The sequence below is a fragment of the Acidimicrobiales bacterium genome (assembly GCA_041394185.1).
Classification (GTDB): Bacteria; Actinomycetota; Acidimicrobiia; order Acidimicrobiales; family Poriferisodalaceae; genus JAAETH01.
The window spans coordinates 892215-913841 of record JAWKIQ010000001.1 but is presented as its reverse complement, the minus strand read 5'-3'; the positions used below and the strand labels follow the sequence as shown (position 1 = coordinate 913841).

Sequence of the window (21627 nt, the reverse complement as noted above, 5' to 3'; positions counted from 1 at the left end):
ATCGTCGGGCTGTCGGGCACGGTGCAGTTCCTGTGCGTTCTAATGGCGGCCGGCAGCGCCCGAGCCGCCTTCGTCGGGATATCGGAACCAGCGAAGGTGCTCGAAGTCGGCGTTGGTGGCGGGGCGTTCGGCGCCTGCGACGTCGTCGACGGCTGCATCGAGGATGCGCGCCGCCTCGTCCAGGTAGTCGCGCAGGTCTGAGGTCTCGAACCCGGGCGCGTGCTCTTGGTAGTGCATCTGTCCCGACGAATAGTCGATGTCCAGCAACGACCGCGGCGGAGCACCCCGCCCACTGCGGTGGGTCCACAACCCGCTGTCGGGCTCGAAGCGGTATTGGGGCAACAAGGCCGCGCCCCGGTCGGCGATCAGCTCGACCGCGCTGACTATGTAGTCGAAGGTCATCTCGTCGATGAAGTAGTTGAAGTTGACCCTGACCCAGCCGGGCTTGATTCCTTCACAGCCCCGCGTGATCTCGCGCTCGAACTCGTGCGAGCGATCGAGGTCGATACCCAGCAGCCGGTGCCCGTAAGGGCCTGCACACGAGCACCCGCCCCTGGACTGGATTCCGAAAAGGTCGTTCAGGACCGCCACCACCAGGTTGTGGTGCAAGAAGAAGCTCGGACCCCCTGCCGGGTCCTTCACCACGAACGACACGATCGACAGACGTTCGGCTTCGCTGCTGCCCAGGACGAACAGGTTCTCGTGGCTGCTCCACCGCTCGATCGCACGGGTGACGAACTGCTTCTCGCGGCTGGCGATGGTTTCGACACCCACAGCCTGCTTGAGCTGGAACACCAGGCCGCATCTGATCGAACCGACGATGTCGGGTGTGCCGCCCTCTTCGCGGTGCTCGATATCGGGCAGATAGTCGTGTTCTAGGAAGTTGACGTAGGCGACGGTTCCGCCGCCGGGCGTGTCGGGCACCCGGTTGGTGAACAGATCGCGCCTGGCCACCAGCAACCCGGGGGTGCCCGGCCCGCCGATCAGCTTGTGCGGAGACACGAACACAGCGTCCAGATAGCCGTCAGACTCGGCAGAGCTGCCCATGTCGATGTCGACATAGGGAGCTGCCGCGGCAAAATCCCAGAACGCCTTCGCTCCATAACGATGCAGCAGTGACGAGACGGCGGCGGTATCGGTGACGATGCCGGTGACGTTCGACGCCGCCGAGAACGAGCCGATCAGGCGGGGCCGGTGCTTGTGGGCCTCGAGCTCTTGTTCCAGATGGGCGAGATCGACGTGGCCGTCGGCATCCTCGCGGATGGTCACCACATCGGCGATCGACTCGCGCCACACCAGCTCGTTCGAGTGGTGCTCGTAGGGACCGATGAAGACCACCGGGCGCTGCTGGGGGTCGATGTGCTGGGTGAGGTGATAGTGGTCTTCCAGCTCAGAGGCGACTTTCAGTCCCATCACGCCAACGAGCTTGGCGATGGCTCCGGTAGAACCACTGCCCGTGAACAACACGACGTGTTCGTCGGTGGCTCCGAAGCAGTCGGCGATGATGCGCCTGGCGTCCTCGCGAAACCGCGTTGTCTGCAGGCCTGTGCCCGACGATTCGGTGTGGGTGTTGGCGTACAGCGGCAGAACCACGTCGCGGATGTAGTCCTCGATGAACGACAGCGAGCGACCCGAGGCCGTGTAGTCGGCGTACACCACGGGGCGCTCACCGAAGGGGCCCTGGACCGTTTCGTTGTTGCCGATCACCGAGTCACGAATGGTGTCCAGCAGGTTCATGGAAACAGCGTACCGAAAGGCTCATATCGCCCCGCTCGTGTCCGACCAGAAGGTCAGATGGGAGGTGAGTCTCTGATGACCATGGTGAAGGTCCAGTCGCGAGTTGAGGAGGCGAGGGCAAAGCTCCGGCTGTTGCCTGGCGAGTCGATGCTGTGTGCATGTGCAAGCGCTGACGGCGCAGCCACCCAGCGCCTGAGAGCGGCAGACGTCGGGGGCTTCGTGGGCAGAGCACTCGCCAGACACAGGGTGGGCCGCCCCCCTGACAATGGTGGCCGTGCAGCGACGTTCCCAAGCGGCAACTTCTATGTGTGTTTGACGAACCGCCGCATGGTCGTCACCAACGTGGTGGCGCCCGCGATGAACCCGACTCGCATCCTGGCCGCGTACGACAAGGACGATGTGATCGCTCTGGTGTGGGACGAGGAGAGCGGCGATGGTGGGCACAGCGACAAGGTCATCGTCGCGTTCGCTGACGGCACCGCCGTGAAGTTCCCCGTGGCGCACAACAACGAGTCCGAGTGCCTGCCTGAGAAGTTCCTCGAGTGGTAACCGGCTGAGCCGCGGCGGCTCAGCCCTGGCGCAGCGGCACCATCACCTGCTCGACGAACCTGAGAATGTGTTCGGCGGTCTCCGGATGTCCGAAATCCATCACGAAATGGCGAACGCCCAACTCAACGCGGTGTGAAAGCTCGTCCAGCAATGCCTGTGACTGTTGATCGTCGGTTGGCAGCGACCGCTCGAGGGTGGTGCTGACCTCGATGTCCATCGGGTCGCGGCCGGCGGCCGCTGCCGAGGTCATGACTATGTCGAGTTTGCGCCGCCAGTCGTCGTCTGAGCCGCGCGACGAGCCGTTCCAGATGTCTGCCTTGCGGCCCACGAGGGGCAGGCCGACCTTCTCACCGCTGGCACCGATACAAACACGCGGAACCACTTCGGGAAGCGGCGGTGCCGATGCCCCCGAGATCTGGAAATGGCGCCCCTGGTAGCTCGGTTCGTCCTCGGTCCACATCAGGCGGCAGATGTCGATGACCTCTTCCAGTTGGGCAAAGCGCACCGACGGTCGAGGAAACTCATAGCCGTACGCCTCGTACTCGTGGTCGCGCCAGCCCGCGCCGATTCCCAGCACGAACCGGTTTCCCGACAGCACCTGCAGGGTTGCCGCCATCTTGGCCGTCAACGCCGGGGGCCGGTAGCCGTGCCCCAGCACGTGGTGGCACAACTCGATGCCGTCGAACTTGGCCGCCAGCCAGGTGAGTGTGGTCCAGGCTTCCATGAACGGATCGGTCTTGGCGTCGAAGCCATAGAAGTGATCGGCGATCCACAAACTGTCGAAGTGCTGAACCGCCGTCGGCAGAATGTGCTGCTCCTGGTACATGACGATCGGCTTGTGGTCGCTCCACCGGTTGCCGATGACGGGCGACAGCCAACCGAACCTGACCTGCCCTGGGTTGCGTTGCTCGGTCATTGCGCTCCGTTCTGGCTCGACCCGTCGATGCGATTGGGTCGTTACCGGGTCGATGGTCGATGATGTCGGCTGTGGGGGAAACCGCCGTTGGGCAACACAGGGTAGACGGGGCCCGGGCGTGGGTCGTCGCCGCAGCGGCGGCGGTCTCGACCTTTGCCGTGTTCGGCGTTGCCTACAGTTTCGGGGCGTTCTTTCGCGAGATGAGCGACGAATTCGGCACCAGCAGCAGCGCTACGGCATTCGTCTTCTCGCTCACCGTCAGCATGTCGTTCTTCTTCGGCTTGTTCACCGGCCGGTGGGCCGACCGCGTCGGACCTCGGCCGGTGGTGCTGGCGGCCGCGGCGTCGTTGTGCGCCGGCCTGTTGGCCACCTCCAGGGTCAGCTCCATCTGGTTGGGTTACCTGACGTGTGGGCTGGGTGTCGGCTTTGCGGTCGCGTGCGGCTACGTGCCGATGGTCTCCACAGTCGGCGGCTGGTTCGAGCGCAAGCGGGCTACGGCGCTGGGCGTCGCGGTGGCCGGCATCGGGCTGGGCACCCTTGCGGGCGCTCCCCTGGCAGCCAGCCTCATCGACTCCATCGGTTGGCGCGACACCTACGTGGTGTTCGGAATCGGCGGAGGACTGCTGCTGTTGTGCGTGGCCGCGGTTGCGCAGAAGGGTCCGGCGGCACCACCGGTGGCGCCGCCCAAGCCGTTGCGTGAGCTGGCCCGCGTGTCAGACTTCCGCAAGCTCTACATGTCGAGCCTCTGCGACCTTCGGGCTGTTCATACCGTTCGTGTTCATCGCCGACTATGCGTCTGACCGGGGTGCCAGCGACGGCTCGGCAGCGCTGCTGATCGGGCTGATAGGCGGTACCAGCGTTGTGGGTCGACTCGTGCTGGGCGGTATCGCCGACCGCGTCGGGGCCATAGGGCTCTACGTCGGTTCTTTCGCCACCATGGCGTTGGCCCATCTCATCTGGCTGACGGCTGGCGAGCGCTACCCGCAACTGGTCCTCTACACCGTGGTGTTGGGGCTGGGATATGGCGGCTTCATCGCGTTGTCGCCTGCCGTGGTGGCCGAACGTATGGGGCTCGATGGCCTGGGTGGCGTGCTGGGCACCCTCTACACGTCGGCGGCGGTCGGCAGCCTGTGCGGGCCACCCATCGCAGGCGTGTTGATAGACGGCTTGGGCTATGGCTGGGCCATTGGGTTTGCCGCCGCCATGGCAGCGTTGGGCACCTCGTTCCTGATACCGCTGCTGCGCCCCTCCTAGCGCGGCAGTCGGGGACGCAGGCTCGCCGCCAACGTTCCGTACAACACCCCGGCGACGATCACCGCTGCCCCCACCATGGTCGTCGCCTCCGGAACCTCAGCGAATGCCAGCCATGCCCACAGGGTGGCCGCAACGGTCTCGACCGGAGTGAACAGTGCGACCTCCGACGACGGCGCAAATCGGGGCGCGTTGCTGTGGGCTATTCGACCGGCCGTGTTGAACAGCAGACCCATCGCCGCAGCACACAAGTAGGCCCGCACATCCAGGCCCAGCGGATCGGCGAATGGCGCCGTCATCAGCAACGTCGCGCCGGCGCTACCGGCCAGGCCCACGAAACGGCTGAGATCTGGGTTCCTTCGCCACACCACGATGCTGAGAGCAAACGCTGCGATTGCCGCCAGGGCGGTCAGGTCGCCGTCGAGCCTGGGGGCTCCGATCGATCCGCTGACCACGATCGCGACACCCAGCACGGTCACTGCTATGGCAGCCCACACGCGTCCTGGGGTCTGCTCGCTCAGGAACGCCCAGGCGAACAGTGCGGCCATCACCGGCGCCGACGCCACTATGGCTACGACGTTGGCGACATCGGTGCGGGTAACGGCGACGATGAAGGCGGTTTGACTGACGCCGCCCAGAAGGGCCACCGAGGCGAACGCAGCCGGAGCGGCCCTGATCACGTCGAGCGGTTTCGTAGGCTCCAGACGCCTGTTGAGAACCAGGTAGACAGGAAGCGAAACCGCTGCAACCAGGAAGGCCATGTCCACGCCGCCGGCATGAGACAGGCGCACGAAGAACGAGTCTGTCGACACCAGCAGCATGCCCACGGCCGCGAGTGCCCATCCCCTGTGGCGTGCTTCGGGCATCGGGTCACCGTATCGAACAACTCGATCCGCACCCACCTCGGCCGACGGGCCTACCGTGTCAGACGTGCAGAATTCGAACGATCACGCCGTAGCGTCCGCTATCGCCACCCTCGCGGGTGAGCTTCTGGTAAAGGTCCGAGCCGACATGGCCGAGGCTGAGCCATCCGAGCGCAAGGATGCAGGTGATCAGCGGGCCCATGAATTCATCATGGAGCAGTTGCGAGCCGTCAGACCAGACGACGCCATCTTGTCCGAGGAGGGTCGTGACGATCTGGCACGCCTCGAGCACAAGCGGGTTTGGATCGTCGACCCCCTCGACGGCACACGCGAGTTCGGCGAGATCCCCAGAACCGACTGGGCTGTTCACGTGGCCCTCACCATCGACGGAGTTCCGGCGGCGGGAGCCGTAGCCCTGCCGGGTCTCGAGATGACGCTGTGCACCAATCCTGCGCCTGCCATGCCCGACGCGCACGGCGGGCCGCCTCGCGTCATAGCCAGCAGGTCGCGCCCGGGGCCCGCCGCCGAGGCAATCGCAGAAGCCCTTGGCGGAGAACTCGTTTTCATGGGCTCGGCAGGCGCCAAGGCCATGGCCGTGGTGCGGGGTGAGGCCGATATCTATGCCCACACCGGTGGCCAGTACGAGTGGGACAACTGCGCTCCGGCCGCTGTCGCGCTGGCGTGTGGGCTGCATGCTTCTCGTCTGGATGGGTCTCCCTTGGTCTACAACAACGAGAATCCTTACCTGCCCGACCTGCTCATCTGTCGGCCCGAGTACGCCGCTGCCGCGATCGAAGCCGCTCGAGGTCTGTGAGTCGACGCTGGTGTCCAGCTCTTAGCGACAACTGAGGTTCTTGCGCCGCCGCTCAGTGGGCTTGGGTCGGGTGTCCCACCCCCTGTTTAGGGTTTGTGGCGTGACAGAGGTGCGGGTGGTGCTTAGCGGCGCCGACGAACTAGAGCTGATGGATGTCGCCGGGCTCGAGGCCGAGCTCGGTGGCATTCGCCGCGTGCAGGGCCCGGTTGGACGGCCACGAGGCCCGTTTGCTGGCCGCGTTGAACAAGGCGTCAGAGGGTCGCGAACCGCAAGGGCCAAAGCACCCGACACCGGGAGCGAAGACGAGGCAGGGTCTGGGTCCAAGCCGGATCCTGGGCCGCCTGCTCCGTCGCGTAGGCCCAGCGCGAGGCCGAGGCCAGGTCACAGCGTCTGGCGGGCAATCCCGATGTCGCCGAGGCGCTGGAAGCCGGGACATCAACTCAGAGCAGGCCGACTACCTGACCGACACCGACCTGGCCGACGACACCAAAGCCCGCCTGCTCGCGGACGCGAAGGGCCAGTCGGCTGACGAGACCAAGGCCGCGGTTCGCGGCCGAACGCGAGCAAACCCGCGAAACCCGAAGAGCGCCTGGCCCGTCAACGCAGACGCAGGCGAGGGTCGTGTGGCATCGACAACGAAGACAGATCTGGTTCACCGCCACACTGGACCCCGTCACCGGTGCTGCGTTGAAAGCCGAATACGACCGGACGTGAACGCGCTGCGTTCCACCACGACATGCCGAACCATCACAGACCCCAGAAAACGTCGCAGCCACCAACAACGCGGCGCAGACGTCATCGCAAGCATGCTCACAGACGGACTCCTACCCGCCACCACCGCCGCAGAGGCCAGGGGTTGTGTGAACCTCATCATCGACATCGACCAACTCGCCAAACCCGACGGCACGGCCTACACCCTCGACGGAACCCAAATACCCGCATCGACCGCACGATCCATGCTGTGCCGGGCCCAGATCAACGCCTGGTACCAACAGGCAGACCGAACAACTCGACCTGGCCTACTGACGTCGAATACGCCACACCAACACAGAAACTCGCCCTGCGCCGTCCGCGACGGCACATGCAGATGGAAACACTGCGACACTCGAAGCCTCACGCTGTGAGGCCCACCACCTACACCACCGTGGCCCAACACGGCGGATCGACCGGACCTCGACAACCTCGCCCTGTTGTGCCCACACCACCACGACCGCTTGCACGCCATGAACGCGGCTGGTCATGGGCCACACACCAGACCACTGGCAACTCCAAGACACCCACGGACCGCATCGCGTGCCAAAACCGAGCTCCCCCACGGGCCGCCGGATCGCCGGGGCCTTTGTGGCGGGCAGCAGGGGACGGCCGAGGCCGAGGCGCTCGGTGCAGGAGATGCCGCGCCGATGGTTCGACGGTACGGGTCACCCCGCTGAGTGAGCTGCGATCGGGCCGGGTCCCAAGCGGTGGACGGCTGATCTGCCATGCACGTCGGATCGCCCGCAGGTATCCCCGGAGGATGCCCGCGTGCCGGACCGGGGCCATCGCCGGGTCCAGAGTCGGTGGGTTGGCCATCCTACCCGAGCAGGGCGCATCCGGGATCGATCTCGGATGCAGCCCTGCTCGGGTAGGATGGCCAGCTGCGCATCTGGACCCGGCGATGGCCCCGGTCCGGCAACGCGGCATCCTCGCGGGCGATACCTGGCGGGCGATCCGGCGGCCATGGGCCGATCGCCGCCCACCTGTTGTGGCACCGCGCCGATCCCAGCTCACTCAGCGGGTGACCCGTACCGTCGAACCACGGCGATCTGCCATCCCTCACCGAGCGCCTCGCCTCCGGTTCGTCGCCTACCTCGGGGCGCCCGTCATAGCCCAGGCGACCCGGCGGCCAGCGGGGGAAGCTCTGTCCGGGCAGCACCCACCAACGGCAGCCGACTCTCACCGGCCTCGCTCGTACGCCCACCCACCGAACTCGCCAGCCGGCGAGCACGCGTGGAACCTCACCCACCTCACGCCGGGCCCACCACCCACCACCGCGACCGGCGTCGACGACTCGCATCGTGTTGCCCCACCACCACGACCGCGCCGCCTGACCGGCGTAACACGCAGACCACTGGCCTCCAAGACATGGCACCGTCATCAGCGAATGGACCAAACCACCACCACGACAACGAAAACCGGCCGGCAAACCACCGAACCAAACCACACGAGCCGGCTAGGCCCGGCTTCCTGTCTTCGCGCACGTCCAGGACATCGGGCTAGCATTTGTTACACCTGCGATGTCCTCGCGGGATGGTTTGGGTGAAAGTCCCGACCGGCGGTTACAGCCCGCGAGCCCTCACCTTCGGGTGGGTGGTTGATCCGGTGAAACTCCGGAGCCGACGGTGAAAGTCCGGATGGGAGTGAGGACGCGGGCGTCGTTCGTCGCGCGCGTTCCCACGGGATAACAACCGACGAAAGGTAGACGCTCATGTTCACCGGAATGGTGGAAGAGCTCGGAACCGTGCTGGCCATAGACCGGCAACGCTTCCGTTTCGGATGCGAACGCGTCCTTGATTCGGTCGCCATCGGCGACTCGATCGCAGTCAACGGCTGCTGCTTGACCGTGGTTGCCTTCGGCGATGGCTGGTGGGATGCCGACGTCAGCGAAGAAACGCTGTCGCGGACATCGCTCGACAAGGCCTCGATCGCCGACCGGGTCAACCTCGAACGACCCGTCCGCCTTGAAGACCGGCTCGGCGGGCACCTGGTTCAAGGCCATGTCGACGCTGTGGGAGTGGTCACCCAGCCGGCGCCTGACCTGCGGGTGCAAATCGGCGGCGATCTGATGCGTTACGTCGTCGAGAAGGGCTCCATCACCGTCGATGGCGTCAGTCTGACGGTCGTAGATGTCGACGAAGACAGCTTCAGTGCGGCGATCATCCCCCACACTGCGGCGGTGACGACTCTGGGCCTGCGCCAGGTCGGCGACCCGGTCAATATCGAGGTCGACATCACGGCCAAGTACGTCGAACGGTTGCTGGCCTGGAAGCTGGAGGGCGCAGCATGAGCCCCGACACCCAAGAGCGGCCCAACGCGACCTTGCTCGATACGGTCCCCGAAGCCATTGCTGCCATCGGCCGCGGCGAAATAGTGGTCGTGATCGACGACGAAGACCGCGAGAACGAGGGCGACCTGATCATGGCCGCCCAGCACGCCACCCCCGAGGCGATGGCCTTCTTCCTCAAGCACACGTCGGGGCTGATATGCACGGCGATAACGGGCGAACGGGCGGCCCAACTCGAACTGCCACCAATGGTGGCCAACAACACCGAGTCGATGCGCACAGCATTTCTGGTCACCATCGACAAGATCGAGGGCACCTCCACGGGTATCTCGGCCCACGATCGCGCCGCAACCATCGTCTCGCTGGTCGACCCGGCGACACGGCCGGACGACCTCGCCAGGCCGGGTCACATCCTGCCTCTCCAGGCCCGCGACGGAGGAGTCCTGAAGCGCGCCGGGCATACCGAAGCGGCCGTAGATCTCGCGCGGCTGGCAGGGTGCGACCCTGCCGGGGTTCTTTGTGAGGTTGTCGACGAGGACAAGCTCACCATGGCCCGCACCCCTGCCCTGCGGCGGTTCGCCGACGAACACGGGCTGGTGATGATCTCCATCGCCGACCTCGTGGCATACAGGCACGCAACCGAACAGCTCGTCGAGCGAGTGGTGACAACGTCGCTTCCCACGCCATGGGGCTCGTTCGACTGCCACGCCTATCGCTCGGTTCTAGACGGGGTCGAGCACCTTGCCTTCACCTTGGGTGACCCGGGAAGTGCACCAGCCCCGCTGGTGCGGGTGCACAGCGAATGCCTCACCGGCGACGTCTTCGGTTCATACCGATGCGACTGCGGCCCCCAACTCCAAGCGGCCATGAAGATGGTGGCCGACGAAGGAGTCGGGGTCGTCGTCTACCTGAGAGGCCACGAGGGACGTGGAATCGGACTGGGCCACAAACTTCGCGCCTACTCACTGCAAGACCAGGGCCGCGACACAGTCGACGCGAATCTCGAGCTGGGCCTGCCTGTCGACAGCCGCGAATATGGCATCGGCGCTCAGATACTGGTCGACCTGGGTGTGTCGTCGCTCAGATTGCTTACGAACAATCCGGCGAAGTACGGCGGTTTGAAGGGATTCGGCCTCGAGGTCCTGGAACGGGTGCCCATCGAGATCAGCCCCCGGCCCGAAAACATCGCGTATCTGCGAACCAAGCGTGACCGGATGGGTCACCTGATCAACCTCGACGAGCCGGGTGTCGATTCGACTGGAGCCGCAGGCTGATGGCGGGCGCACACAACAGGCCAGACCTGCCGGAACCCGGCAGTGCGGCCGGTCTACGGATCGGGCTGATCCGGTCTCGATGGAACGCTGAGCTGGTCGACAGGCTCACCGCAGGAGCCGAGGCGGCGCTGCAGCACTGTGGGGTATCAGAAACGGTGCACGTCCAGGTAGCCGGAGCACTCGAGCTGCCGTTCGCCACCAACGTCGTTGCCCGCTCGGGTCGCGTCGATGCCATCGTGGCCATGGGAGCCGTCGTAAGGGGCGAGACAACCCACTACGAAATCGTGTCCCAGGGCTGCGCAGCCGGTCTGCAGCAGGTTCAACTCGAGACCCAGATTCCCGTGACCTTCGGTGTTTTGACAGTCGAGAACGAAGCACAGGCTCTGGCGCGTAGCCAGCCGTTTCCCGGAGCCAACGCGGCGGCCGACGCTGCGTTGGCTGCCGTCGAGTTGGCCCAGCTGGCGAAGGAGTTCGGACGAATGCGCTGAGCTCGGTCTAGAGCGCTCTGCCCGAGATGGTTTCGCTGCCCCCAAAGTGATGAGGTGTTCAGATTTCGATCAGCTTCGCGAATGACCGGACGTCACCCACGAACAGATCGGGCTGTTCATAGGCCGCGAAGTGGCCACCCTTGTCCATATCGGTCCAGTGCACGATGTTGTAGACCTCCTCGCACCAGCGGCGCGGGCGCCTGACGATCTCGGCCGGGAACGAAGCCACGCCGGTGGGCACCTCGACACGCCCCGAGCCGCCAAAGGCCCCGAAGCTCTCCCAGTAAAGGCGGGCCGACGATGCCCCACTGGCGGTGAACCAGTAGATCGATACGTTGTCGAGCAGCTCGTCGCGGGTCAGGGCATTCTCGGGATGACCATCACAATCGGTCCATCGCCAGAACTTCTCGACGATCCAGGTCATCTGGCCCACCGGCGAGTCGACCAAGCCGTAGCCGACCGTCTGAGGTCTTGTTGCCTGCTGTGTCGAGTAGCCCGAGTCCCACCGGTTGTAGTAGCGACCTGCATCGATGGCGGCCTGTTCCTCTTCGGTGTAGCCCTCTTCGCCGGGCGGCAGCGGACGCGCCACCGGCATGTTCGTATGAATCGCAACACAGCCGTTCTGCGAGCGGCCCAACTGGGTGGTCACTGCTGCACCCCAGTCGCCACCTTGGGCCACGTAGCGTTGGTATCCCAACCGGGCCATCAGCTGGTCCCAAGCCTGGGCAATCCGCTCGACGCCCCAGCCCGAAGCGCTGGGCTTGGCGCTGAACCCGTATCCGGGCAACGAGGGGCAAACGACGTGAAACGCCGGCGTGCCCGCATCGGCGCCGTGCGCTTCGGGGTCGGTCAAGGGGCCGATGACCTTCGAGAACTCGACTATCGACCCCGGCCAGCCATGGGTCATGACCAGTGGCATCGCATCGGGCCTGGGAGAACGCTGGTGTATGAAGTGAATATCCAGCCCGTCCAGCTCGGTGGTGAACTGGTCGAACCCGTTCAACCGCCGCTCGCAGGCCCGCCAGTCGTAGTCGTCGGCCCAGTATCGAGCCAGCTCACGGGCGTATCCAAGGGGCACCCCTTGGCTCCAGTCATCTACACACTCGGTCTCGGGCCACCTCGTGTTGCGCAGCCTGCGGCGCAGGTCTTCGACGGCGTCTTCCGACACATCGATGACGAACGGGACGATCTCATCGCTCACGAGACCGTTGTTAGCAGATTCACACCGACAAAGGCCTCACCTACCCCATGACGCCTGCCGATGGGACCTCGCTGACAGCGATCGGTCCCGCGGACGGGCCGGCAGTGGGAGGTTGTGTGAAAGGGATCATCTTCAACATCACCGAACTCGCCGTCACCGAGGCGCTGGGAGCCGAGGTCTGGGAAGACCTCCTCGATGCCTCCGGTGTTGCAGGTGTGTATTCGGCTCTGGGCGACTACCCGGCATCCGAGCTCGTTGCCATCTCGCAGGCGGCAGCCGACCACCTCGGGATCACCCTCGAGGAGACCCTGGTGTGGGTCGGCGAGAACGTGGTGCCGACTTTGGCCGACCGTTACCCCCAGTTCTTCGAGCACGACAACACCATCGAGTTCATCCAGACCCTCGACGGCCTGGTCCACGAAGAGGTTCGCAAGCTCTACGAGGGAGCCGACCCTCCCCGATTCGAGGTCGAGCCAGTGGGCCCCAATCGGGTCCTCATCACCTATTCGTCGCGCCGGTGCATGGCTGCGCTGGCCCACGGCATGATCCAGGGAACCGCAGCCCAGTACGGCGAGCAGGTCGTAATCGAGCGAACCGACTCGGTCGAGGATCGCGTGCAGACGGCACGCTTCTTGTGCACGTTCAGCCGCGAAGTCAAGGCCCACCCGGCCGGCACGGAACCGAGCGAAGCGATCGGCTGATGTCCACCGTCTCCACCGACGCGGAGAAGCGGGTCGCCGCGCTCGAGCGCAAGCTCGAGCGCGAACGGATGGCGCGCGCCGAAACCGAGCGCATCGCCGAGAAGGCGACCACACGGCTCTACGCGATGGTGCGCGATCTCGAGATGTTCGAACACGTTCTCGAGATCATCCCCGACCCGCTGTTCATGATCGACCTCGACTACACGCCGAAGTTCATGAACGCGGCGGCACGCAGACTGTTTCTCGGCGACGCGAAGTCCGAAGAGCCGATCGAATCGCTGAACCTCACCGAGCGCTACCCACGCTGGTCGTTGCGCCTTCTGGAAGAGGTGGCACTGCCGGTCGTGTTCGAACGTGGCGCCTGGCGGGGCGAGCTGACGATGCTGCGTGCCGATGGCCTGGAGATTCCGGTTTCTCACGACGTCGTGCGCCACACCGTCGACGATCGCCCATGCCTGACCGTGCTGGTGCGTGACCTTTCAGAATCCAAGGCCGTCGAGGCCGAGCTGCGCACCGCTGCCTATGTCGACCCTGTGTCCGGTCTGCCCAACCGTCGGGCAGCCATCGATGACCTCGCCAACCGGTTGCGCCAGGAGGACGACCGGCACGAGTCTTCGTCGGTGGGTGTCATCTCGCTGGGCATCGAGGGTATGAAGGACGTCGCCGCAAACTACGGCCACGACGTCTCCAACCGCCTGCTCATCGCCATCGCCGACCGGGTGCAGTCTGTGCTTCGCCCCGGAGATGTGCTGGCTCGTCTGGGTCCGAGCGAGTTCGCGATCTTGTGCAACCTGGGCGTCGATGGGCCAGGCATCATCGACGACCTGGTCGGCCAGGTGTTCTACGAGCTGACCAGACCCTTCGGCCTGCACGGTCGGCACCACACCCTCAGCGCGTATGCCGGTGCGGCCCTCACGACCTTCACGTCCACGACCGCAGAAGCGCTGTTGCGCGACGCAGACATCGCGGGTGCCAGGGCCCGGTCGCAGGGCAGGTTCAAGTTCTCGCTTTTCGACCCCAGCCTCAGAATCACCCGGATCTCCCAGATGGAGATCGAGCAGGAGCTCCATCAGGCGGTAAACCACGACCAGCTCCGTGCCTTCTTCCAGCCCATCGTCTCGACCCGCACCGGCATGGCCGTGGGACACGAGGCGCTGTTGAGGTGGATCCACCCGACCCGGGGCATGATCAGCCCGGCGACCTTCGTGCCCATCGCAGAAGAGAACGGCCAGATCGTCGAGATCGGCCGCTGGGTGACCCGCAAAGCGGTCGAACAGCTGAGCGCCTGGAACGCCCTTCGAGACGACGAGCCGCTGTACATGTCGGTCAACCTGTCGCCCCGGCAGTTCGTCTGGCCTGGCCTTCTGCCCTATCTGAAGAGCCTCGTCGAGACGATGTCAGACCCGTCGCTGCTGCAGATGGAGATCACCGAGACGGCCGCCATGGGCGACCCGCGCGAGTCGATCGCAAGGGTGCGCGAGATCCGTGAGCTGGGCATCCAGGTCGCCATCGACGACTTCGGCACCGGCTACTCGTCGATGACCTACCTGAAGGACATGCAGGCCGACACGCTGAAGATCGACAGGGCCTTCGTGCGCGACCTGTTCGTGTCCGAGCAGGACAGGGCAATCGCCACCGCAATCGTCGAGCTGGCCCGGGCCCTCGACATGAAGGTCGTGGCCGAGGGCGTCGAAAACGACGAGCAACTTGGCGTACTGACCGAGATGGGCGTGGCCCAGGTGCAGGGCTTCTGGTTCAGCCAGCCCGGCCCGCCCGAACAGTTCGCCGCCAACGGCGACTTCATGTTCCAGATGTAGTCACTCGCCCATCGGGGACCGAGCCGCTCGCTGTCAGGACTTGACGTCGAAGACGATCTTGCTCGCCTGACCCGACTCGAGCAGACCAAACGCCTCTTCGAAGTCGCTCAGCCCCATCCGATGGCTGATCACCGGCGCGATGTCGAGCCCGCTCTCGAGCATCGCCGTGGCCTTGTACCAGGTCTCGAACATCTCCCGTCCGTAGATCCCCTTGATGGTCAGGCCCTTGAAGATGACACGGGTCAAGTCGACGGTCGGCGGGTCCGCGAAGAGGCCGAGCAGACCGACCTTTCCTCCGTGGTTGATGGTGGAGATCACGTCGACCACTGCGCTCTGGTGCCCCGACATCTCCAGCGCCACATCGAACCCCTCTGCCATGCCCAAATCGGCCATCGCAGCACGCAGGCTGTCCTCGCCCGGCGAGGTCGCAACGTCGACACCCATGTTTCGAGCCGTTTCCAGCCGAGCGCCGGACGGGTCGGTGATGACGATGTGCCTGGCCCCTGCGTGCCTGCAAATGGCAGCAGCCATCTGGCCGATCGGGCCTGCCCCGGTGATCAGTACGTCCTCGCCCACCAGGTCGAACGACAGCGCGGTGTGTACCGCATTGCCCAGCGGGTCCAAGATGGCGGCGATCTCGTCTGGCACGAACTGGGGCACGCGGTAGGCGTTGACGGCAGGGAACGAGATGTACTCGGCGAAGGCGCCGTCGCGGTTGATGCCGATGCCGATGGTGTTGCGACAGAAGTGCCCGTCACCTGCTCGACAGTTGCGGCAGGTGCCGCACACGATGTGGCCCTCGCCCACCACCCGATCGCCCACGTCTACCAGCTGGACTTGGGCCCCCTTGTCCACGACCCGGCCAACGAACTCGTGACCGATGGTCGTTGGGGGAACCACTGTGGCGGCAGCCCAGTCGTCCCACTGGAAGATGTGCAGATCGGTTCCGCACACGGCGGCGTGAGTCACCTCGACCAGCACGTCGTTGGGCCCGCACTCGGGCTTGGCGACGTCGACCAGTTCGAGCCCTGGGCCTCGGTTCGTCTTCGCCAGGGCTCTCATCGAACAACTCCTGCCTCGCGACCGGCGGTTACGAACGCCTCCACCGCCCGGTCGATGTCATCGCTGCTGTGCGCGGCGTTCATCTGGGTGCGGATGCGAGCGGTTCCCATGGGCACGACGGGATACGAGAAGGCTGTCACGTAGACGCCGAGGTCGAGCATTCGGGCCGCCATCTGCCCGGCCACCTTGGCGTCGCCCAGCATCACCGGAATGATCGGATGATCGGCTCCGGTCAGGTCGAAGCCGGCCCGCTGCATCGCCGTCCGGAAGTGTCGGGCGTTGGCGGCCAGCCTGGCCCGCAGCTCGTCACCGGTGCCAGACCGGGCGATCGCGATGGCGGCCCTGGCCCCGCCCACCAGGCCGGGGCTGAGCGCATTGGAGAACAGGTATGGCCGGGCCCGCTGGCGCAGCAGGTCGACGACTGCGCTCCGCGCCGCAACGAAACCGCCCATTGCGCCGCCCAACGCCTTTCCCAGGGTCGAGGTGACGATGTCGACACGGTCGGCCACCCCGTGGTGTGCGGGCGTGCCGCGTCCTGCGGACCGATGAAGCCGGTGGCGTGGCAGTCGTCGACCATCACCAGAGCGTCGATCTCGTCGGCGACCTCGCAGATGCCAGGCAGATCGGCGAGGTAGCCGTCCATCGAGAACACGCCATCGGTGACGATCAGCACCGTCTGGGCGCCCTCGTCGAGCGCCTGCGTTGCCTGCGCTCTCAGGTCTGCAATGTCGCGTCGCAAGCGGTATCGCCGGGCCTTCGACAAGCGGATCCCGTCGATGATCGAGGCGTGGTTCAAGCTGTCTGACACGATGGCGTCGCTCTCGCCCAGCAGCGGCTCGAACACTCCACCGTTTGCGTCGAAGCACGCTGCGAACAACATCGAGTCGTCGGTGCCGACGTAGTCGGCGATGTCGCGCTCGAGCTCGCGGTGCTGGGTCTGGGTTCCGCAGATGAACCGAACCGATGCCATCCCGTAGCCGTTGGCCTGCATGGCGGCGTGCGATGCCGATATCAGCTCCGGATGATCGGCCAAACCCAGATAGTTGTTGGCACAGAGGTTGAGCACCTCACGGCCGGCCACCAACACCGAGCCGCCCTGGGCTCCCTCGATCAGCCGCTCGGCCTTCCACAGCCCGTCGTTTCGGATCTGACCCAACGTCTGGTCGACCCGCTCGTAGAACGCATCTCTGCCCATGCGCCCAACATAGGTCCACGCAGACCCGCATCTGGTGCCGGGTTCAGGCGTTGTATGCCCGGACGGCGTCTTTCAAGAACTCCTGCACCGGGCGGGCGATCTCCCACTGGTCGAGGATGAACTGGTCGAGTTTCTCGCTGGTGAACAGCGATGGGTCGTCGAACGACCGCCAGAACACCCACTGCTTGTTCAAGACCAGTGGCTCGACGGCCGCCAGGTCTTTCAGTTCGGCCGGGGCCCGTTTGTGTGCCTCGCCCTGCAGATCTCCAAACGTCGAGCGGTACGGCTCGGCCGTCATCAGGTCGCGAAGCCGGGCCGAATGCTCGCCGACATAGCGGCGCAGGTGGTCTCGCAGTTCGGTCGATGGTTGGTACATGCCCCCGGCAACCCACACGCCGGCCAAGCCGATCCGGCAGGTGTAGGCGGGCCAAGCCCAGTCGTGACGGGCGCTGCGGCCGACCGTTATGCCCAACTCGGTCTTGTAAGGCGTCTTGTCCTTGGCGAACCTGACGTCGCGGTTGATGCGATAGGTCGCGTACTTCGCCGGCATCTGGTACTCGGGCTCGAGTTCGGCGACCTGCTCGACCAGAGCCGCAGCCAGCGCCTGGTAGGGCTTCTTGAAGTGCTGCTCGTACTCCTTGCGGTGAGCGTCGAACCAGGCCTTGTTGTTGTTGGCAGACAGGCCTTTCAGCCACGCTGCCGACTGGTCGGTGAAGAACGCCATAGCCGAAGCGTAGCCACCCGATCTGGCATCGGCGGCCGGTCAGTGAGTCGGCTTGGATGCCTTCCACGCCTCATAGTCGGTCAGGGGCAGTCCGTCGTCTCGCCACCCGGTGAACCCGGTTTCGATGTGGCTGACCCTCGGGACACCCATGTCCCTCAGCGCCTTGCACGCAAGCGCCGAGCGCCACCCGCTGGCGCAGTGGAGGATGAACTCGCGATCTTCCCCGAAGCCGCTCTTGAAGTAGGGCGAGTCGGGGGCGAACCAGAACTCGAGCATGCCCCGTGGAGCGTGCTGGACACCCGGAATGACTCCCTCGCGCTGCAGTTCCCGGACGTCGCGGATGTCGAGGATCAGGGCGCCCTCGTCTTCGACCCGGCGCTTGGCCTCGGCGGGCGAGATGTTGTCGATCTCGGCCTTGGCGTCGTTGACTACGTCGTGGATGGACCTCACTGCCATCTCCGAAGTCTGCCACAGGGCCGGTCGTCGGCGTTCCTCGAACACCCGGCCGGTGTTGCGCTGCCCAGGTGTCGGGATTTCGCAGGGGTGGGGCCAGGGCGCCATCATTGGCGGGTTGACTCCAAGGGGGACCTTCATTGAGACGCGTGCTGATCGCCAACCGTGGCGAGATCGCCATACGCATCGCCCGGGCCTGCACCGACCTGGGGCTCGAGTCGGTTGCGGTCTTCTCGGCCGCCGATGCAAAGAGCCTCCACGTCAAGGCGGCGGATCAGGCGGTTGAACTGTCGGGCGCAGCCATTGGCGCCTACCTCGACATCGACCAGCTGGTGCGGGTGGCCTCCGACAACGGGTGCGACGGTGTTCACCCCGGCTATGGCTTCCTGGCCGAGGACGGCGACTTCGCACGGGCGTGCAACGCCGCCGGCCTGACCTTCATAGGGCCCACGGCACAAGCCCTCGACCTCTTCGGAGACAAGATCGAAGCCCGCAACGCCGCCATCGCCGCCGGTGTGCCCGTCATCGAAGGCACTTCGCACGCCGTTGGCTCGGTGGCCGAAGCCACCGCCGAGGCCGAGCGCATCGGCTATCCCGTGATGCTCAAGGCTGCCGCGGGCGGAGGCGGACGGGGCTTGCGTCTCGTCCACAACTCAGAAGAACTGCCCGCCGCCTACGAGCGGTGCCGCAGCGAGGCGGGCGCCTCGTTCAGCGCTGACCACGTCTTCGTCGAGCGTTACGTCGAGCGGCCTCGACACATCGAGGTGCAGATACTGGCCGACGCCACCGGCGCGGTCGTGCACCTGCACGAACGCGACTGCTCGGTTCAGGTACGCAACCAGAAGGTCGTCGAGATAGCTCCGGCGGCGGGTCTGGATCCTGCGCTTCGTTCGAAGATCCTCTCCGATGCGGTGACCCTGGCCGCCTCGGCGGGCTTCGTCAACGCGGGCACGATGGAGTTCCTGGTGATCCCCGAGACCGGCGAACACTTCTTCGTCGAGGGCAACGCCCGCATCCAGGTCGAGCACACGGTCACCGAAGAGGTCACCGGAATAGACCTGGTAGCGGCCCAACTGCGCATCGCCGCGGGCGAGACCCTCGCCGACCTGGGATTGGCCGACCAGCAGTCGGTGCCGCAACCACGCGGTTTCAGTGTGCAGGCCCGGGTCGTGGCCACGGGCCACGGGTCGATCACCGGGTTCCACGAACCGACAGGGCCCGGCATTCGCGTCGACTCACACGCCTATGCGGGATATGCGCCCGCGCCACAGTACGACCCACTGCTGGCCAAGGTGATCGCCACCGCACCCAGCGCCTCCGACCTGTCGCCGGCGCTCAATCGCCTGGCCCGCGCCCTCGACGAACTGCATGTGGCCGGTCTGCCCACCAACGTCGGGCAGCTCCAGATCATCATCGCCAACGAAGCGGTCCGAGCCGGCGACGCACGCACGACCTTGATGGCCGAGATCGAACCACCGTCGGCTGCGACGAGGTCGCGGTTCGGTGACCTGCTGGGGTCGGTATCGTCGGCCGACGCAGCCACGTCGCTGCGCGATCGGCTGCCCATCGCAGAAGGCCAACAGGGCGTCGCAGCGCCGATGGCCGGTGCTCTCGTGAGCCTGGCCGTCGAGGTGGGCGACGAGGTCACGGCGGGCCAGACGCTCGGTGTGATCTCGGCCATGAAGATGGAGACCGAACTGATCTCGCCATGCACAGGAGTGGTCAGGGCCCTCGCCGACGTGGTGCCCGGCGACTCGATCGGCGGCGGCGAGATCGTCGTGGTCGTCGAATCGACCAGCGACGAGGCTCTTCCCGAGCCCGACTACGAAGACACCTGGGGCCCCACCATCGACAAGGTGAAAGCTCTGCAGGGGCTGGCGCTGAGTCGCCTGGCCGACGGCAGCGAAGACCCCGGCGTGGTTCGCCAGCGCAGTCGCAACAAGCTGACGTGCCGCGAGCGAATCGAGCTGCTGCTCGACGACGGGTCGTTCCGCGAGGTCGGCAGCCTCGCCGGCTTCACGACCTACGACGAATACGGCGAGATCGCGGCGTTCACACCCGCCAACCACGTCGGAGGCAGCGGCACCATCGAGGGACGGCCCGCAATCGTGTGCGCCGACGACTTCACCTCACGCGGCGGCCACTCGGACGGATCGATCGCCGAGAAGAGCCGCTACCTCGACCAGCTGTCGATCGAGCTGCTGATTCCGTCGGTGCGCCTTCTGGATGGTTCGTCTGGTGGGGGCTCGGTGGCGTCGATGGTCCCCAAACAAAAGGCCGACGGCCAAAGTGTCGCCAAGGAGAGCAGCGGGGCCATCGAAGCCGGAAAGCCGAGGGTGTCCGGCGGTGGCGGGTCGTTCCTGCCCCCGCATCTGGGTGCCAGCGAATACACCGAGCAGCTGCAGAAGGTGCCGGTGGTCAACATGCTGCTGGGAAGCGTGGTCGGGTTGGGTGCGGCCAAGGCGGTGCTCGGCCACTTCAGCGTGATGGTGCGCGACATCGCCCAGCTGTTCGTGGCCGGCCCACCCGTCGTCGCCCACGCCGTTGGATACGAGGTCACGAAGGAAGACCTCGGCGACTGGCGTATCCACTGCACGAACGGCTCGGTCGACAATCTGGCGGTGTCAGAAGAGGACGCGGTCGAACAGGCACGCCGTTTCCTGTCGTACCTTCCGTCGTCCAGCTACGAATTGCCACCGGTGTGGCCCGTACCCATCGGCGACTCGGTCGAACGCTCAGAGCAGGAGCTGTTCACCATCGTTCCACGCAAGCGCACCGCCACCTTCGACATCAGGCGAGCGATAGAGCTGATCGCTGACAAGGGCTCGTTCTTCGAGATCGGGCCCATGTGGGGCACCGATCAGGTGGTGGGATTCGTTCGGATGGGCGGCTATCCGATGGGTGTGGTCGCCACCGACAGCCGCCACGAGAACGGCGGCGCCATGACCGCTGACGGGTGCGACAAGATCACCCGCCACATCGACCTGTGCGAGCTGTTCAACATCCCCATCCTGAACCTGGTCGACAACCCCGGATTCGCCGTCGGGATAGACCACGAGCGCGCCGGCACCATCCGCAAGGGCGGCGAGTGGATGGTGGCCATGGCTCAGATGACCATGCCGATGTACACGGTGCTGATGAGGCGCAGCTTCGGGGTGGCCGGCAACCATGTCGTGACCCCGCGGCGGCGCCACAGCAGTCGGGTTGCATGGCCGTCGGCCGATGTGGGCGGCATCCCGCCCGAGGGCGGAATCGAAGCGGCCTACAAGCGGCAATTGGCCGAGGCCGAGGACCCCGAGGCGTTCCGCCAGGAGCTGATGGCGCGCATCGAGTCTGCCCGAGGTCCCGTGGGCCCGCTCAACCGCTTCGAACTCGAAGAGATGATCGACCCTCGCGACACCCGGCGCCTGGTATGCGACTGGGTTCCCAACGCCTACCGGGTCATCGACGCGAACCTTCGGACCTCGGGCAACGGCACCAAACGCCACTTCCGCCCCTGACCCCACAACTACCGAAGTGTCTGTCTGCAGCGCCCCTGACGG

At 65.7% G+C, this 21627-nt stretch carries 19 protein-coding genes, 1 pseudogene and 1 riboswitch; of the genes and pseudogenes, 11 read left to right on the top strand and 9 right to left on the bottom strand.

Annotation, left to right across the window (positions count from 1 at the left end; translation table 11 throughout):
• Window positions 1-39: 39 nt before the first annotated feature.
• The gene (locus tag R2770_04360) at window positions 40-1737 is read right to left on the bottom strand and encodes an aminotransferase class V-fold PLP-dependent enzyme (GenBank protein MEZ5279684.1); all 1698 of its coding nucleotides are present in this window, start codon (window positions 1735-1737) and stop codon (window positions 40-42) included.
• 75 nt (window positions 1738-1812) lie between these two features.
• Here R2770_04360 and R2770_04355 point away from each other — a divergent pair, with 75 nt between their 5' ends.
• Complete coding sequence (locus R2770_04355) at window positions 1813-2286, top strand: hypothetical protein (protein MEZ5279683.1); 474 nt, start codon at window positions 1813-1815, stop codon at window positions 2284-2286.
• Window positions 2287-2305: 19 nt separating this feature from the next.
• Here the strand turns inward: R2770_04355 and R2770_04350 are convergent, their stop codons facing one another.
• A complete protein-coding gene (locus tag R2770_04350) occupies window positions 2306-3202 on the bottom strand; it encodes an LLM class flavin-dependent oxidoreductase (GenBank protein ID MEZ5279682.1) in 897 nt (298 codons plus the stop codon).
• A gap of 71 nt (window positions 3203-3273) precedes the next feature.
• Between R2770_04350 and R2770_04345 the strand changes: the two genes are divergently transcribed.
• Together R2770_04345 and R2770_04340 are read left to right on the top strand one after the other, a co-directional pair.
• Entirely contained in the window at window positions 3274-4002 is a 729-nt protein-coding gene (locus tag R2770_04345; GenBank protein ID MEZ5279681.1) for an MFS transporter, read from the top strand.
• Window positions 3977-4456 carry an MFS transporter gene (locus R2770_04340; GenBank protein MEZ5279680.1) on the top strand — a complete coding sequence of 160 codons (480 nt, stop codon included), beginning with the start codon at window positions 3977-3979 and terminating at the stop codon, window positions 4454-4456. The genes R2770_04345 and R2770_04340 overlap by 26 nt, the downstream gene beginning before the upstream one ends.
• On the opposite strand, the gene R2770_04335 is transcribed toward R2770_04340, so the two are convergent.
• Complete coding sequence (locus R2770_04335; protein MEZ5279679.1) at window positions 4453-5319, bottom strand: DMT family transporter; 867 nt, start codon at window positions 5317-5319, stop codon at window positions 4453-4455. The genes R2770_04340 and R2770_04335 overlap by 4 nt on opposite strands.
• Window positions 5320-5383: 64 nt before the next feature.
• Between R2770_04335 and R2770_04330 the strand changes: the two genes are divergently transcribed.
• The 5 genes from R2770_04330 (at window position 5384) to ribH (ending at window position 10932) form a co-directional block, all read left to right on the top strand.
• Complete coding sequence (locus tag R2770_04330; GenBank protein ID MEZ5279678.1) at window positions 5384-6130, top strand: 3'(2'),5'-bisphosphate nucleotidase CysQ; 747 nt, start codon at window positions 5384-5386, stop codon at window positions 6128-6130.
• A gap of 710 nt (window positions 6131-6840) precedes the next feature.
• Window positions 6841-7254 carry a hypothetical protein gene (locus R2770_04325; protein ID MEZ5279677.1) on the top strand — a complete coding sequence of 138 codons (414 nt, stop codon included), beginning with the start codon at window positions 6841-6843 and terminating at the stop codon, window positions 7252-7254.
• Window positions 7255-8403: 1149 nt separating this feature from the next.
• A riboswitch (FMN riboswitch) is annotated at window positions 8404-8536 on the top strand.
• A 58-nt stretch (window positions 8537-8594) separates the two neighbouring features.
• Window positions 8595-9173 carry a riboflavin synthase gene (locus tag R2770_04320; GenBank protein ID MEZ5279676.1) on the top strand — a complete coding sequence of 193 codons (579 nt, stop codon included), beginning with the start codon at window positions 8595-8597 and terminating at the stop codon, window positions 9171-9173.
• The gene (locus tag R2770_04315) at window positions 9170-10444 is read left to right on the top strand and encodes a bifunctional 3,4-dihydroxy-2-butanone-4-phosphate synthase/GTP cyclohydrolase II (protein MEZ5279675.1); all 1275 of its coding nucleotides are present in this window, start codon (window positions 9170-9172) and stop codon (window positions 10442-10444) included. The genes R2770_04320 and R2770_04315 overlap by 4 nt, the downstream gene beginning before the upstream one ends.
• Window positions 10444-10932, top strand: a complete 489-nt coding sequence (gene ribH / locus R2770_04310; GenBank protein ID MEZ5279674.1) for a 6,7-dimethyl-8-ribityllumazine synthase — start codon at window positions 10444-10446, stop codon at window positions 10930-10932. The genes R2770_04315 and ribH overlap by 1 nt, the downstream gene beginning before the upstream one ends.
• Window positions 10933-10990: 58 nt before the next feature.
• Here ribH and R2770_04305 read toward each other — a convergent pair whose 3' ends face one another.
• Window positions 10991-12133, bottom strand: a complete 1143-nt coding sequence (locus R2770_04305; protein MEZ5279673.1) for an epoxide hydrolase — start codon at window positions 12131-12133, stop codon at window positions 10991-10993.
• 116 nt (window positions 12134-12249) lie between these two features.
• Between R2770_04305 and R2770_04300 the strand changes: the two genes are divergently transcribed.
• Complete coding sequence (locus tag R2770_04300) at window positions 12250-12834, top strand: heme NO-binding domain-containing protein (GenBank protein MEZ5279672.1); 585 nt, start codon at window positions 12250-12252, stop codon at window positions 12832-12834.
• A complete protein-coding gene (locus tag R2770_04295; protein MEZ5279671.1) occupies window positions 12834-14651 on the top strand; it encodes an EAL domain-containing protein in 1818 nt (605 codons plus the stop codon). The genes R2770_04300 and R2770_04295 overlap by 1 nt, the downstream gene beginning before the upstream one ends.
• A gap of 33 nt (window positions 14652-14684) precedes the next feature.
• On the opposite strand, the gene tdh is transcribed toward R2770_04295, so the two are convergent.
• The 5 genes and pseudogenes from tdh to R2770_04270 all read right to left on the bottom strand — a co-directional run bounded on the left by tdh (window position 14685) and on the right by R2770_04270 (window position 18088).
• A complete protein-coding gene (gene tdh, locus R2770_04290) occupies window positions 14685-15713 on the bottom strand; it encodes an L-threonine 3-dehydrogenase (GenBank protein ID MEZ5279670.1) in 1029 nt (342 codons plus the stop codon).
• Window positions 15710-16222, bottom strand: coding sequence for an aminotransferase class I/II-fold pyridoxal phosphate-dependent enzyme (locus R2770_04285; protein ID MEZ5279669.1), 513 nt, complete (start codon window positions 16220-16222; stop codon window positions 15710-15712). Before R2770_04285 ends, tdh begins: the two co-directional genes overlap by 4 nt.
• Window positions 16223-16248: 26 nt before the next feature.
• Window positions 16249-16908: pseudogene (locus R2770_04280) on the bottom strand (aminotransferase class I/II-fold pyridoxal phosphate-dependent enzyme).
• A 43-nt stretch (window positions 16909-16951) separates the two neighbouring features.
• Window positions 16952-17632 carry a DUF2461 domain-containing protein gene (locus R2770_04275; protein MEZ5279668.1) on the bottom strand — a complete coding sequence of 227 codons (681 nt, stop codon included), beginning with the start codon at window positions 17630-17632 and terminating at the stop codon, window positions 16952-16954.
• Between the two features lie 39 nt (window positions 17633-17671).
• The gene (locus R2770_04270; protein MEZ5279667.1) at window positions 17672-18088 is read right to left on the bottom strand and encodes a rhodanese-like domain-containing protein; all 417 of its coding nucleotides are present in this window, start codon (window positions 18086-18088) and stop codon (window positions 17672-17674) included.
• Between the two features lie 146 nt (window positions 18089-18234).
• Between R2770_04270 and R2770_04265 the strand changes: the two genes are divergently transcribed.
• Complete coding sequence (locus R2770_04265; protein MEZ5279666.1) at window positions 18235-21585, top strand: carboxyl transferase domain-containing protein; 3351 nt, start codon at window positions 18235-18237, stop codon at window positions 21583-21585.
• The last annotated feature ends 42 nt before the right edge of the window (window positions 21586-21627 follow it).